The organism is Allocellulophaga tsushimaensis (genome assembly GCF_055383085.1).
Map to the genome: position 1 here is coordinate 4,343,664 of NZ_AP039451.1, position 14,573 is coordinate 4,358,236.

Consider the following 14,573-nt stretch of genomic DNA (forward strand, 5'->3'; position numbering starts at 1 on the left):
TACTATCTTTTATTTGTATGATTTAGGGTAAAAAAAAGTGAAAATTACGCATACAGCTGAAAATCAAATCTCTAGTTTATTAACAATTTTGTTTAACGAATTGTAAAATCTATAAAAAAATAAATTTTGTTAAAAAAGAAACCCACCCTCAATAAAATTTAAGGATGGGAAAAAAATTGCTATGAAAAAGAAAATTAACATCGGTTTCCCAATGTTAGTCAAATATACATTTTATTTTTAATTAAGAAAACATATCTTTTACTTTTTCGAAGAAAGACTTATCAGATTTTTCAGGATTGGGAATAAAATTTTCATTATGCTTCATTTTTTCAAAAAACTCTTTCTGTTCTTTATTTAATGTTTTAGGCGTCCAAACGTTCACATGAACCAATAAATCTCCGGCTCCATAACCATTTAAACTATTAATCCCTTTTCCACGTAAGCGCAAAATTTTACCAGATTGGATTCCTGATTCTAATTTTATTCTAACTTTTCCAGTAACAGCATCAATTTCTTTTGAGGTTCCAAGTACGGCTTCTGAAATGCTCACATACAAATCATAATGCAAATTATCGCCTTCTCTTTTTAAAGTAGGATGTTCTTTAGTACTTATAGCTACAATTAAATCTCCTGGGACACCATTTCCTGGAGCATCATTACCTTTCCCAGAAACTTTTAATTGCATCCCGTCTTCAACGCCTCCAGGTATTTTTACAGAAACGGTCTCTTCTTTTACTTCTAAACCTTGTGCATCTGTACCAGAAGGCCTTTTGTCTATAATCTGACCGCTTCCACTACAGCTGCTACAGGTTGCTGCGGTTTGCATTCTCCCTAAAATAGTATTGGTTATTTTGGTAACCTGACCACGACCGCCGCAAGTAGCACAGTTTTTATAGCTTACTCCACTAGCCTGTACTTTTCTACGAACCTTTATTTTTTTCTCTACCCCATTGGCAATATCTTCTAGGGTAAGGTTAACATGAATTCTAAGATTACTGCCTTTAGCTCTGCGCTGACCTCCGCCACCGCCAAAACCACTAAAGCCACCGCCACCAAAGATATCACCGAATTGGCTAAAAATATCATCCATATTCATACCGCCTCCAAAGCCACCGCCTCCGCCGCCAGCTTCAAAAGCTGCATGACCGTATTGATCATAACGTGCTTTTTTATTTTCATCACTCAATACCTCATAGGCTTCAGCTGCTTTCTTAAACATTTCCTCAGCTTTAGTATCCCCAGGGTTTTTATCTGGATGGTACTGAACAGCTTTCTTACGATATGCTTTTTTTATTTCAGCAGCAGTTGCCCCTTTTGAAATACCTAAAATGTCATAATAATCTTCCTTCATAACCGATTTTATTAGTTACCAACCACCACTTTGGGATGACGGATGATCTTATCGCCAAGCTTAAAGCCTTTCTCAATAACATCTATAATTTTACCTTTTAACTTCTTATCTGGGGCAGGAATTTGGGTAATAGCATCATGCAACTCAGCATCAAAAACATCTCCTGCTTTTGCTTCTACTTCTTCTAAACCTTTTGCTTTTAAAACTTGTCTAAATTTATTTTGAATAAGTTCTACTCCTTTAAACATTTCTTCATCTTCTGACTTAGCCAATTCTATCATGGCTCTATCAAAATCATCAGAAACTGGTAATAAAGCTACTATTACTTCTTGCCCAGCAGTACGAAATAAATCCATACGCTCTTTTGAAGTCCTTTTTTTATAATTTTCAAACTCAGCAAAAAGTCTTAAAAATTTGTCTTTTTCTTTTGCTAAATCTATTCTAAGTTGCTCTTCTTCCGAAATTGCTTCGGCTTCAACGGTTTTGTCTACTTCTTCTGTATCTGCTTTTGGAGTAGCATCTTCTACTGGGTTTTCTATAACATCTTGTGCATTATGTGTCTCCTCTGTAGTTGTCTTTTGTTCTTTGTTTTTCTTACTCATTTGATTCCATTTTGCAATCTAAATTTAAAGTTGGCAAAAGTACTGCCAATTCTTTAAAAATGTCAAAATGTCATTGAAAAAAATAAAAATAACTGTAGTTATGGAAAAATGATAAAAAACTAAGTCTTTTAGGAAAGGGAATTGGTATAGGAAAGCCGCTTAATTTGAATTAAAACAACATAAATTATTATGCACAAGAATTGATATGATCCCCAGAAGTTACTTTCTCTTCTTGCTCATTACCATAAAGATTTCCTAATGCTTTACAAACATTTTGATATTCAAAAACAAAACCTTCGTTTATAATTTTTTTATTACTCACTCTTTGACTCGAAAACAGGAGATACGACATTTCGCCCAAAATGAGTTTTAAAAAAAATGGTGGAATATTTGGTAGGAATAAAGGTCTTTTTAAAACTTTTGCAATTTCTAAAGTTAATTTTGTATTAGTTACAGGATTTGACCCAACTCCATTATAGACACCCGTAATTTCTTCTTCTATAGCAAATAAGAAAATACGTGCTAAATCATTAATATGAATCCAAGATTGCCATTGTTTCCCAGAACCAAAAGCTGCTCCCATAAAATATTTTATAGGTTTAACCATCGCAGGTAAAGCGCCTCCTTTATTAGAGAGTACCAAACCTACTCTAATAGTGGCAACATTTATATTAAATTCCTTAAAAGTGTTTATTTTTTGTTCCCATTTTTGTACAACTTCTCCTAAAAAGCTATCGTCAATAGTTGCTGTATCTTCTTCGTAAAAACCACTCAATGAATTAGGATATGTTGCTATTCCAGAAGCAGATACAAAAGAAGTAATTGCAGAGACATCAACTTTCTGTAAGCCTTTATGCAAAGTATCTAAACTATTAATTCTACTACTAAGAATTTGTTTTTTATAATTGGCTGTCCATCTTTTAGATATAGAAGCACCTGCTAAATTTATAATTGCTGTTACACCAGTAAAGCAATTTAAATCTATTTCGTTATGCTCTGGATCCCAATAAAAACCTTTATAAAGTGCTTCTGTTACAATTTTACGTTTAGAAGTAGTTAGGTAATGTACACAGACATTATTTTTATGGTATTCCAAGACAATCTCATTTCCAATAAGCCCAGTTGCTCCAGTAATAAGAATAGCCATATACTTTTTATTTTAAAGATATTAGTTTTTTAAGACCTAACCATACATTTTAGTTTAGGTTTAACACTATTGTTTAGGTTTAAAATTAAATTACAACATTAAGTTTTATTCTTTTTTTATGCAAAAGGCTTTACTGCCCTTAACATTTCTCGCTTACCAGGTGGTCCAGGAAGGCGTTCTACTATAAATCCTGCTGCTTGCATTGCCCTTCTTACGCTCCCCTTGGCAGCATATGTAACCAAAACTCCACCAGTTTTCATAGCTGTATACATTTTAGAAAATATAACTTCTGTCCACAATTCTGGTTGCACCCTAGCCCCAAAAGCATCAAAGTATACAAGGTTAAACAAATTAACATCATCAATAGTAACAAAGTCTTTTTGCTGTTTAAGTAAATTAAATTGCTTGGAGATTAAAATAGGTTCATCCCAATTAGAACTATGCATTTTTAAAAATTGATCGCTATAATCTGTTGCAGATAATTCTTCAATATAGTTTAATTCTCTAATTTCTTTCAGCTGTACAGGGTATGCTTCTACCGCAGTATACTTGATATCCAAATTCATTTTTTTTGCTTCAATAGCTGTAATCAAAGCATTAAGGCCTGTTCCAAAACCTATTTCTAAGATAGAAACTTTATCATCTTTAAATAAGGAGAGCCCATATTTAATAAAAACATGATAGGCTTCTTGTATGGCTCCATGAATTGAATGATACTGTTCATTCCAATCCACTATTTGTATGGTCTTAGAACCATCAGCTGTGGTAATTATTTTTCGTTTCAAAAATTAATTTTTTATTAAAACACCATCAGCTTCAAACTTATATGTTTTTTTTGGTTTTTTTATTGCCGCAATTTCAGCCGCACTTTTTTGAGCATCTTTTGCATAGTGTTTTTGTGCTTTAACTGACATTTCTTCTATAAAAGCCAAACCATTTACGGTTACCTCTTTCCCCACAATATCAGTGGGCATAAAAAACCCATAACCTTTAAACTTTACCATAGCAACACTTCCATCTTCTAGTTTTAGCTTCATCCAACAACCTTTAGCCTTACATACCTGATCTACTGTAGCGGTGAATTTTAATTGTAGGGTATCTGATGCCTTCAGTATTTTGTATTTTTTAGTAATTTCTGCTGTACTCATTGCATTTTTATGATTTATTTTAACTCCAAAGGAATCAAAAACAGGTTTATCTTTAATTTCACTGAGCTCCGATTGCGCATTACCAAGATAAATAGATAACAGAAATGCAAGTAAAATGTTAATCTTTTTCATAATTCTTATTTTATGATCTGTTCTATACAAAGTTGGTTATTTTTTATTAAAAAAGAAGTCCTAATGATGATAATTCATTAATTTTAACGCTACAAATTATAAATAATGGAAAGTACAGCGAATAGCTTAGTTAGTATTGAAAAGGCTAAAACCTCTAAAATTGATCAAGTAGATTTTGACAACCTATCATTTGGAAGTGTATTTACAGATCATATGCTTGTTTGTGATTTTAAAAATGGAGCATGGGAACAACCTCAGATTGTGCCTTATCAGCCCATCACTTTAGATCCTTCAGCTAAAATTTTTCATTACGGTCAATCTATTTTTGAGGGCATGAAAGCTTACAAAGATGAAGCAGATGACATTTGGTTGTTTAGACCTTTAGATAATCACAAAAGATTAAATATTTCTGCGCATCGTTTGGCTATCCCTGAAATTTCTGAGGCATATTTTATGGAGGGTTTGACTGCTCTACTAAAACTTGAAGAGAAATGGATTCCAAAAAAAGCGGGGAGTTCCATGTATATCCGTCCATTTATGTTTGCATCTGGACAAGGTTTTCATGCTTCTCCTGCCGATGAATATAAATTTATGATCTGCTTAGCGCCTTCTGGAGCATACTTTTCTGGAAAAGTAAAAGTATTAATAGAAGAGACCTACTCAAGATCTGCAAACGGTGGAGTTGGTTTTGCAAAAGCTGGTGGTAATTATGCTGGGCAATTTTATCCAACCCAGCTTGCGGTAAAAAAAGGATATAACCAAGTTATTTGGACCGATGATAATACGCACGAATATATAGAAGAGGCTGGAGCCATGAATATATTTATTAGAATTAATGATACTCTAATTACTGGACCTACTAGTGATAGGATTTTAGATGGAATTACACGTAAAAGTATTATTAGTATTGCTGAAGATGAAGGGATTCCTGTAGAAGTCCGTAAAATAACTGTGAAAGAAGTTGTTGAAGCTGCTAAAAATGGTTCTTTAAAGGAAATGTTTGGTGCAGGTACAGCCGCAGTAGTATCGCCAATAGCAAGTTTTGGTTATAAGGATACAGATTATGATTTACCTGAGATTGAACATAATTATGCCGAAAAATTGAAAAAGCGTATTACTGATATACAATACAACAGAGCTGAAGATAAATTTGGTTGGCGGTTTAAGGTTTAATTTAGATTAGACTTATCATTTTAAAATAATTTAATCAATCCTGTGAAGCTATTTTCATAGGATTTTTTTATGCATAAAAAAACTCTAACCTAAGTTAGAGTTTTGATCAACTTTACTAAATTCTAAATATTATTTTAAATTCTAGCGTTTCTTTTTGCAGAAACATCAGAGATATCATATCCAGAAAATTTTGAAATATAATCACTGATACTTGTACCATAAGCGTCATTAGTATTATAACTACCATTAGATCTTAAGTACTTAATTACATTTCCTGGACCTGCTAGATGCGCCGCAGCTACAATACCAGATTCTGTAATTTTAATTCTTCCTATTTTTTTACCATTAAACTTTTTAATATCCTTTCGTAAAATCCACTTATTACGAGCAATATTTTTTAAAAAAGCTTTTTCCTGCAATTCAGGGCTGTTAATAAAATAACTTGGATTATACACCCCAACCAATTTTAAAGTTCCAACACCAAATTGATACTTCCCTAAATACCCTAAAGTATTTATTACAGAATAATTACCTTGTGACTCTTTAAAGGCTAAAGCCTCCTTAAAGCCAACATAACTACTTCCTAAATAAGGAGCTGTTATTACAGGCATTTCAATTTCAATTTCTAAAGTCTCGTTTTTGGGAAACGAAACCAAAGTAGGTTCTTTTATTTTTAAGGACTTAGGCACTTCTACTGATGTAGTTGTATCTAAATCAAAACTAGTAAAAATAAATATCATGATAAGAGGTAAACAAATGCTTAGCCACTTTCTCATATTATTGTTTTCTTAAGACTTACTATCTCATAATCAAAGATTTGCTTAAATTTCTTTGGCAAAGATATGTCCAAGTTTAGTAAGGAGCCGTTTTTTTTATCTAAAAAAGTATTAATTTTAGTTAAAATGCACTTAAATTAAGATAATTTGCCTATCTTTTAATGTTTTTCCCATTTATCCATCGGATATATTGTTCTTTATTTCGGTTATGTTGCGCAAGTGTTTTTGCGAACTTATGATACCCAAAATTCTCTACATTGGCCACAAAAAAATAATAACTATGCTCTTCTGGGTTTAGCACAGCATCAATTGCAGAAATATCTGGCATCATAATTGGTCCAGGAGGCAAACCAGCATATTTATAGGTATTATAAGGTGAGTCTAGCTCTAAATCTTTATACAAAACTCGTTTTATAATTTGTTTAAAATCTCCAGATTTCTTTTTTATGGCATAAATCACAGTAGGGTCTGCTTGCAATAAAATTCCTTTTTTTAACCTGTTTAAATAAACACCTGCTACTCTTGGCCTTTCATCTATTTTAACGGTTTCTTTATGTACGACAGAAGCAAGGGTTATCACCTCATTTTTAGACATTTGTAAGGCTTCTGCTTTTGCCTTCCTTTTATCATTCCAAAACCTATTATATTCTACCAGCATTTTATCTCTAAATTTTTCTGCTGATGTATTCCAGAAAAACTCATAACTATTAGGTATATACATTGCTAATGCAGTTGCTGTAGTAAAATTATTTTTTTCTAAGAATTCAGAATCGCTAAAAGCTTTTACTAAAGCTACACTATCGGTTTCTATCTGGGAAGCTATTCTGCCAGCCAAATCTTCAATGGTTTCTTGATTATTAAAAGACACTCTAACTGGGGTATTTCTAAAACGGAGCGCTCCAACAATTTCATTATTATTCATTCCTTTTTTAATAGAAAACTTACCCCCTTTTATATTTGCAGCATATCCTTTTCTTTTTGCAGTCGACTCAAAACTCTCCATATCCTTTAATAATGGTATTAATGAAGACTTCACCTCTTCAAAACTTGCATCAGAAGCTACAAAAACAAAAGCTTCGTCATTATTAAAACTAGTATTAGGCGTAAAAAAGGTACCATAGACCATATAAGCAAAAAACGCGCCTATAATTAAACCAATGATTACTATTGCCCCTATAATCTTTTTTAAATACATTATTTAAGTATTTTTTGAAATAAAATTTCGTTTTTATATGTTCCGTTAAAAAATATCCAACTCTTTTTTAAACCTACTTTTTGAAAGCCTAACTTTTCGAAAAGGTGAATGCTAGGCTTATTTTCTTCTAATATATTACAATACAGTTGTTTTAAATTTAAGGTGTTTTTTGCATATTCAGCTAAAATTACTAGCGCTTCAGACCCAAAGCCAGCATTTCTATCTTTTTGGTCTTCTATAACGATACCTACTCCTGCTCTATGGTTTTTAGGATCAAAATCAAATAAGTCTACTAAACCTATTAAGGTATTATCTAAAGTACAAATTCCTAAGCGTAATTGCTTAACATCATAAATATCTCTATGCGCATTATCTAAATACAATTGTAATACATTTTTAGAATAAGGTGTTATCGTCCCACTAATTTCCCAAACAGATGTGTTATTTTCTAATTGGTATAAAAAGTCCAAATCTGAAGGTTCTAAAGCACGCAAATAAATATGTTTTCCTTTTAAATTAAGCATCTATTTCTCCTTTAAAAACAAATTTTGCTGGGCCAATTAGAAAAACATCTTTATAAGTTTCTTCTTTTTTAGAAAAAGTAACTTTCAGCTCTCCTCCTAAAGTATTAATTTTTATGTGGTCAGATTTAGTTTTTCCAGTTTTATGCATGGCTATTGCTACAGCAGTTACTCCTGTACCACAAGAAAGCGTCTCATCTTCTACACCCCTTTCATAGGTTCGAGCATCAAAAACAGCATCCTCAAGTTGTTCTACAAAATTAATATTACTCCCTTTTTCACCATACTCACCATAACGTATCCTTTTGCCTTCTCCAAACACATTATACTTTTCAAGGTTTTTTACAAGTTCTACATGATGAGGAGAACCAGTGTCTAAAAAAATAGCATCGTTATTTTCTGTAATGGTATCAACATTTTGCATTTGTAAGCTTACAATTCCTTCTTCATTTATTTCAGAATAATGCAGCCCATCTATGGCTGTAAAAGTCGCCGTATTAGAAATAATACCTAAATATTTTGCAAAAGCAACTAAACATCTACCGCCATTACCACACATGGTACTCTCATTTCCATCGGAGTTGTAATACACCATTTTAAAATCAACAGCAGCATCGTTTTCTAAAAGGATAAGACCATCAGCACCAATGCCAAATTTTCTATCACATAAAAAAGAAATCAATTTGGTATTATCTTTGTTAAAAGTATTCGTACGATTATCAATCATTACAAAATCGTTACCAGTACCTTGAAATTTAAAAAAAGTGAGTGCCATTTAAAATCAAATTAAATACAAAGGTAGTATTTTATTAGTCTTTTTTTTACAGTTAAAAAGACGTTAAATTGGAATATTAAATCATAAAAAAAATTAATTTTATAATGTTAAAGTTAAAACCTTAGATAATTATGAAGAAAATAGGAAGTTTATTATTGGTTTCAATTTTTGCAGGAGCAATTACTTTAGGAACCTACAAAATTTTTATTGAAAAACCAGTTTATGTTGTTTCAGAAAAAACCCCAGAGAATAAATTTGTAAAAGCAAGTTATACTGCAACAAGTGCGCCTATTGGCGAGGTAGATTTTACTTCAGCTGCAGAAAAAACAGTGAATGCTGTGGTGCATGTTAAAAATATAGCGCTACAATCTGGTCCTAGAAGTATTGCAGAATTCTTTTACGGGCACGAATCTAATCCCCAACCTCAATTACGTGGTGCAGGCTCTGGAGTAATCATATCATCAGATGGGTATATTGTAACAAACAATCATGTAATAGATGGAGCATCACAACTTCAGGTTACTTTAAATAACAATCAGACTTATGATGCTGAAGTTATTGGCACTGATCCAAATACGGATATTGCTTTGATAAAAGTAGAAGCTGATAAAAAGTTACCTTACCTTGCTTTTGGTGATTCTGACAATGCTAAAATTGGAGAATGGGTACTAGCAGTTGGCAATCCTTTTGACCTTACCTCCACTGTTACGGCTGGCATAATAAGTGCTAAAGCCAGATCTTTAAGCAAAATCAATCAGTCTTTTATACAAACAGACGCAGCTGTAAACCCTGGAAATAGTGGAGGTGCTTTAGTAAATACCAATGGAGATTTAATTGGTATCAATACAGCTATTACTTCGCAAACGGGTTCCTATGTTGGCTATTCTTTTGCTGTACCAAGTAATATTGCTCAAAAAATAGTAGATGATATTTTAGTTTATGGTAATGTTCAGAATGGTATTATTGGAATATCCTTTTTACCTATTAATTCTAAAGAAGCTATAGAAAAAGGATACAATGAAATTGATGGTGTAGTTATAGAAAGTATACAAGAAGATTCCGGAGCAGATGAATCTGGTCTTGAATTAGGCGATATTATTAAAGCTGTTGACAATATTAAAGTCCGTAAATCCCAAGACTTAACAGGTTATTTATCCTCAAAAAGACCTGGAGATGAAGTAAATATTAGTGTAGAAAGAGACAATAAAGCATTTGTGATTCCTGTGAAGCTTAAGAAAAAAGAAATATTAGAAATTCCAGTCATGGGCTTAGATGTTAAAAATTTAACTGAAAAAGACATGAAAAAATATAATACGGAATATGGTGTTAAAATCGTTGGAGTTCCAGAACTATATAGGGGTTATGGTTTAGAAGATAAAGTTATTATTGGTGTTGATGACGAAAAAATAAGAAACATAAATGATGCAAAATATGTATTTGGAAAAATTTCTAGATACAGTAAATCTAGCATTAGCATGCTGAATGAAGATGGTGAAAAAGTGATCTTTATTTTACAGTAAGACCTTTTTATTATAGAATTTTTAAATGCTCCTTAGAAAAGGAGCATTTTTTTTATAAAATGGTATTGTAACGTATTTTAAAAAAGTACTTTTGTTGCATATAAAACAATACATCAACAAGTTGAGTTATGCACAACAATAATGATTATGAAAAAGAATTAGCTTTTCAGGCAGACAGAAGAAAAGCTACTACTGAATTTATAAAGATTGTAAGTGATCTTTGGTATGATAAAGCAATAGAAATTGTATTATTTAAAAACCAAGTTATTGATAAAAATGTAAGTGATATTATTAATTTACATCAGTATGCTGGGGAATTTGTTCAAAAACCGATTTCAATATTCGATTCTGTTGAGCTATTAAGGGCCATTAATGATATTTCTTTACCACCTTCTAAATTAGATATTGGTAAACTCACTTATGAATATCATGAAGGGAATAGCAATACCATAAAAGCCTTTGTCTATGACAAATTAAAAAATGCTGAAAGTTTTAAAAAAATAAAACCGAAGGATGTTATTCTTTATGGTTTTGGAAGAATTGGGCGTTTGGTTGCCAGAGAACTTATGGCAAAAACTGGAAAAGGGAGTCAGATGCGATTGCGAGGCATTGTAGTTAGAGGAGCAGTAACTAAGGAAAGCTTAGAAAAAAGAGCTAGCCTATTACAAGCAGATTCTATACACGGGCCATTTAATGGAAGTGTTACCGTAAATCACAAAAAAAATGCTCTTCTTATAAATGGCACCACTGTTCACATTATAAGCGCAGAAAAACCAGAAGATATCGATTACAAAAGCTATGGCATTACCGATGCTTTAATAATTGACAATACAGGTGTTTTTAGAGATAAAAAAGCATTATCTAGACACTTAAAAGCAAAAGGAGTTAGTAAAGTATTACTCACTGCCCCTGGTAAGGAAGTTCCTAATATTGTTCATGGTGTAAACCATACTGAATATGACCCCAAAAGTAATCACATTTATTCTGCTGCGTCTTGTACTACAAATGCAATAACGCCTATTTTAAAAGTTGTCCAAGATTCTTTTGAAATTGTTAAAGGACATATAGAAACCATACACGCCTATACCAATGATCAGAATTTAGTAGATAATATGCATGGAAAATACCGCCGTGGTAGAGCTGCTGCTCTAAATATGGTTATTACAGAAACTGGAGCAGGAAAAGCAGTAACAAAAGCATTACCCCAATTAAAAGATAAATTAACATCAAATGCGATACGAGTTCCTGTACCTAATGGGTCTTTAGCCATTCTAAATTTAGAAGTGAATAACAAAACATCTGTTAACACTATTAATAATCTCATTAAGAAACACGCCTTAGAAGGTAATTTAGTAGAACAAATAAAATATTCTTTAAATAACGAATTAGTTTCTGCTGACATTATAGGAACTTCGGCTCCATCTATTTATGACAGCAAAGCAACTATAGTATCAGAAGATGGTAAAAATATTGTTTTGTATGTTTGGTATGATAATGAATATGGGTATTCGCATCAAGTTATTCGGTTAGCGAAATACATAACAAATGTTAGAAGATATACCTATTATTAATTTTTTGCGCCTTATAAAAAAGGTATAAAACTACTCCTAAAAAAAGAAGTTTTGTATTGTACACAAATTAACAATTTTTGAACGTCTAATTTGTGTACTTTCATCGTATATGAGAACATTAGATAAGCTTAAGTGTATTTTTCTTTAGTTTTTAATAATATTAAAGTACTTTCGTTTTTCTAAGCAAATAACAAATTAACCACTACATAAATGAAAAGTTATAAATTAATTGTATTGGCTTTTGCCATGCTATGTTTTAATATTCAGTTTGCACAAAACACAACAGATGATAACACCTCTAATGATGCTAGTATTAATGGGCAATTTGACTATTTGGCAAAAAAATCTGGAAACTACAGAGCTCAAGGCGTAAGATATGAAGTAATAAAGGTTGTTAGCTTCAATAAATTAAAGCAAAATGTGCTTGACACGCTCAAAGTCATCAATAAAAAAACAACAGATTTAAAAGCTACCATCGTAGAAAATGAGAAAAACATTAACTCTCTTAACACAAAGCTTAGCGAAACTTCTGAAAATTTAACCGCTGTTACAGAAGAAAAAGATAGCATGTCTTTCTTTGGAGCTTTGGTATCTAAAACTACTTACAATTTTATTTTATGGTCACTAATTGGTGGGCTTTTACTCTTTTTATTATTTTTTATTTATAAATTCAGAAATAGTAATATCCTTACCCAAGAAGCTAAAACAAATTTATCTGAGTTAGAAATTGAATACGAAGAGCATAGAAGAAGAGCTTTAGAGAGAGAACAAAGAATAAGCAGGCAATTACAAGACGAAATAAATAAATATAAAAAGTCTAAATAATTATAATACATTATATTTATTAGCATAAAAAGTAAAGACTCTTTGACAAAAGGGTCTTTACTTTTTTAAATTAGCATCTTTAAAAAAGTAAAATATGCGAATTGATATTATTACCGTTCTCCCTGAACTTTTAAAAAGTCCTTTTGACGCAAGTATTCTTAAACGTGCCATAGACAAAGGACTTGTTGAAGTACATCTGCATAATCTTAGAGATTATACAGACCTCAGCTATAACCAAGTAGATGATTATCAATTTGGAGGTGGTGCGGGAATGGTATTGATGATAGGCCCCATAGACAAATGTATTACAGCGCTAAAAAAGGAGCGTACTTATGATGAAATTATTTACATGACACCAGATGGTGAAACCTTAAATCAGAAAAAAGCAAATAGCTTATCATTAGCAAAAAATATTATTATTTTATGTGGTCATTATAAAGGAGTAGACCAGCGTGTACGCGATTTATTTATTACAAAAGAGATTTCTATTGGAGATTATGTACTTTCTGGGGGAGAATTAGGAGCTGCTGTTTTATGCGATACTATTATTAGATTGATTCCTGGTGTACTAAATAATGAAACCTCGGCACTTACCGATACTTTTCAAGACGATTTGTTGGCACCACCTGTATACACGAGGCCAGCAAACTATAAAGGAATAGAAGTTCCAGAAATTTTATTAAGTGGTAATTTTCCTAAGATTGAAAAATGGAGAGAAGAAAAAGCCATGGAGCGTACCGAAAAATTGAGACCTGACCTTTTAGATAAAGAAAATGATAAATGAAACTGAAATTTACAACTATATAGCTAGCAGCATATCTTTTGTTGGACATATCTTAATGATCATAGCTTCTATAATATTTTTAATAAAAGAAAAAACAACAGCAACCTTATTAATGGTTTCAGGATCTACTTTAACAATTATATGTACTATTCTTACTCCTTTTATATATGCTTTTTTCTCTTCAGATACCGATGGTTTAGTAAAGACGATAGGCATCTTATCAATAATATCAAATATTAGTTATTTAGTTTTTGCTATAGGGTTTATTTTGTTTGCTTCTAATTACAATAATAAAAAAGAGTCTTTATAGCATTGTTATCTCTTAATTATTAATTACTTTTGCAAACTATTAAATTAACCTCTGACGATAATCGTGAATGTTGATTTATAACTAACAGTAAATCAAAGTAATGGAAGAGTTATTAAAATTTGTTCAAGACGAGTTTGTTGCAAAAAAAGAATTTCCAAAATTCTCTGCTGGTGATACAATTACCGTGTATTATGAAATTAAAGAAGGTGAAAAAAAACGTACTCAGTTTTTTAGAGGCGTAGTTTTACAAAGAAGAGGTTCTGGTGCTTCAGAAACGTTCACTATTAGAAAAATGTCTGGAACGGTAGGTGTAGAACGTATATTTCCAGTAAATATGCCTGCATTACAAAAAATTGAAGTAAACAAAAAAGGTAAAGTTAGAAGATCTCGTATTTTCTACTTTAGAGGTCTTACTGGTAAAAAAGCTAGAATTAAAGAAGTACGTTCTTAATTTTAAGTTTTTACATCCCATATATAAAACGTCTGCCAAAAGCAGGCGTTTTCTTTTTTAAAAATTATTTAGGATTTTAACATATTTATATTCATTTTTTTATTAAATTTATAACTGTAAATAGCTGATTATAAGAGCAATCAATGGTTGCCGTTTTATATTACTGCATTGTAATACAAAACAAAAAAATTATAATTTAACCTATTTAACGAAAAGCCATATCATGCCGCAGCAATGATATGGCTTTTGATGTTTTCATAAGCTATTGTTAATTATTAGGTATTGCGTAATC

At 31.5% G+C, this 14,573-nt stretch carries 16 protein-coding genes; 7 read left to right on the forward strand and 9 right to left on the reverse strand.

The features are described from left to right. Positions 1-241 precede the first annotated feature (241 nt). From dnaJ to ACZ451_RS18665, 5 genes are all read right to left on the reverse strand, one after another. Positions 242-1,351 carry a molecular chaperone DnaJ gene (gene dnaJ / locus ACZ451_RS18645; protein ID WP_464214926.1) on the reverse strand — a complete coding sequence of 370 codons (1,110 nt, stop codon included), beginning with the start codon at positions 1,349-1,351 and terminating at the stop codon, positions 242-244. Between the two features lie 11 nt (positions 1,352-1,362). Next, positions 1,363-1,953, reverse strand: a complete 591-nt coding sequence (locus ACZ451_RS18650; protein WP_464214927.1) for a nucleotide exchange factor GrpE — start codon at positions 1,951-1,953, stop codon at positions 1,363-1,365. Positions 1,954-2,140: 187 nt separating this feature from the next. Further along, on the reverse strand, positions 2,141-3,100 hold the full coding sequence (locus ACZ451_RS18655; RefSeq protein WP_464214928.1) for a TIGR01777 family oxidoreductase: 960 nt from the start codon (positions 3,098-3,100) through the stop codon (positions 2,141-2,143). Positions 3,101-3,216: 116 nt separating this feature from the next. Then, a complete protein-coding gene (mnmC2, locus tag ACZ451_RS18660; RefSeq protein WP_464214929.1) occupies positions 3,217-3,885 on the reverse strand; it encodes a tRNA (5-methylaminomethyl-2-thiouridine)(34)-methyltransferase MnmC2 in 669 nt (222 codons plus the stop codon). 3 nt (positions 3,886-3,888) lie between these two features. Beyond that, positions 3,889-4,380 carry a DUF4920 domain-containing protein gene (locus ACZ451_RS18665; protein WP_464214930.1) on the reverse strand — a complete coding sequence of 164 codons (492 nt, stop codon included), beginning with the start codon at positions 4,378-4,380 and terminating at the stop codon, positions 3,889-3,891. A 105-nt stretch (positions 4,381-4,485) separates the two neighbouring features. Between ACZ451_RS18665 and ACZ451_RS18670 the strand changes: the two genes are divergently transcribed. After that, positions 4,486-5,553, forward strand: coding sequence for a branched-chain amino acid aminotransferase (locus ACZ451_RS18670; RefSeq protein WP_464214931.1), 1,068 nt, complete (start codon positions 4,486-4,488; stop codon positions 5,551-5,553). Positions 5,554-5,687: 134 nt separating this feature from the next. Here the strand turns inward: ACZ451_RS18670 and ACZ451_RS18675 are convergent, their stop codons facing one another. From ACZ451_RS18675 to dapF, 4 genes are all read right to left on the reverse strand, one after another. Next, positions 5,688-6,293: a lysozyme family protein gene (locus tag ACZ451_RS18675; protein WP_464214932.1), complete on the reverse strand. Its 606-nt coding sequence runs from the start codon at positions 6,291-6,293 to the stop codon at positions 5,688-5,690. 187 nt (positions 6,294-6,480) lie between these two features. Beyond that, positions 6,481-7,524 carry an endolytic transglycosylase MltG gene (gene mltG / locus ACZ451_RS18680; protein WP_464214933.1) on the reverse strand — a complete coding sequence of 348 codons (1,044 nt, stop codon included), beginning with the start codon at positions 7,522-7,524 and terminating at the stop codon, positions 6,481-6,483. Continuing rightward, positions 7,524-8,048 carry a GNAT family N-acetyltransferase gene (locus ACZ451_RS18685; protein WP_464214934.1) on the reverse strand — a complete coding sequence of 175 codons (525 nt, stop codon included), beginning with the start codon at positions 8,046-8,048 and terminating at the stop codon, positions 7,524-7,526. Before ACZ451_RS18685 ends, mltG begins: the two co-directional genes overlap by 1 nt. After that, positions 8,041-8,820: a diaminopimelate epimerase gene (dapF, locus tag ACZ451_RS18690; protein ID WP_464214935.1), complete on the reverse strand. Its 780-nt coding sequence runs from the start codon at positions 8,818-8,820 to the stop codon at positions 8,041-8,043. The genes ACZ451_RS18685 and dapF overlap by 8 nt, the downstream gene beginning before the upstream one ends. A gap of 131 nt (positions 8,821-8,951) precedes the next feature. Between dapF and ACZ451_RS18695 the strand changes: the two genes are divergently transcribed. The 6 genes from ACZ451_RS18695 (at position 8,952) to rplS (ending at position 14,281) form a co-directional block, all read left to right on the forward strand. Further along, positions 8,952-10,340 (forward strand): trypsin-like peptidase domain-containing protein, encoded by a 1,389-nt coding sequence (locus ACZ451_RS18695; RefSeq protein WP_464214936.1) that lies wholly within the window; start codon positions 8,952-8,954, stop codon positions 10,338-10,340. 128 nt (positions 10,341-10,468) lie between these two features. Further along, a complete protein-coding gene (locus tag ACZ451_RS18700; RefSeq protein ID WP_464214937.1) occupies positions 10,469-11,911 on the forward strand; it encodes a glyceraldehyde-3-phosphate dehydrogenase in 1,443 nt (480 codons plus the stop codon). A gap of 210 nt (positions 11,912-12,121) precedes the next feature. Beyond that, the gene (locus tag ACZ451_RS18705; protein ID WP_464214938.1) at positions 12,122-12,736 is read left to right on the forward strand and encodes a tRNA (guanine-N1)-methyltransferase; all 615 of its coding nucleotides are present in this window, start codon (positions 12,122-12,124) and stop codon (positions 12,734-12,736) included. Between the two features lie 94 nt (positions 12,737-12,830). Further along, positions 12,831-13,520, forward strand: coding sequence for a tRNA (guanosine(37)-N1)-methyltransferase TrmD (gene trmD / locus ACZ451_RS18710; protein WP_464214939.1), 690 nt, complete (start codon positions 12,831-12,833; stop codon positions 13,518-13,520). After that, positions 13,510-13,830: a hypothetical protein gene (locus ACZ451_RS18715; protein ID WP_464214940.1), complete on the forward strand. Its 321-nt coding sequence runs from the start codon at positions 13,510-13,512 to the stop codon at positions 13,828-13,830. Before trmD ends, ACZ451_RS18715 begins: the two co-directional genes overlap by 11 nt. Before the next feature lie 100 nt (positions 13,831-13,930). Next, complete coding sequence (gene rplS / locus ACZ451_RS18720) at positions 13,931-14,281, forward strand: 50S ribosomal protein L19 (protein ID WP_464214941.1); 351 nt, start codon at positions 13,931-13,933, stop codon at positions 14,279-14,281. The last annotated feature ends 292 nt before the right edge of the window (positions 14,282-14,573 follow it).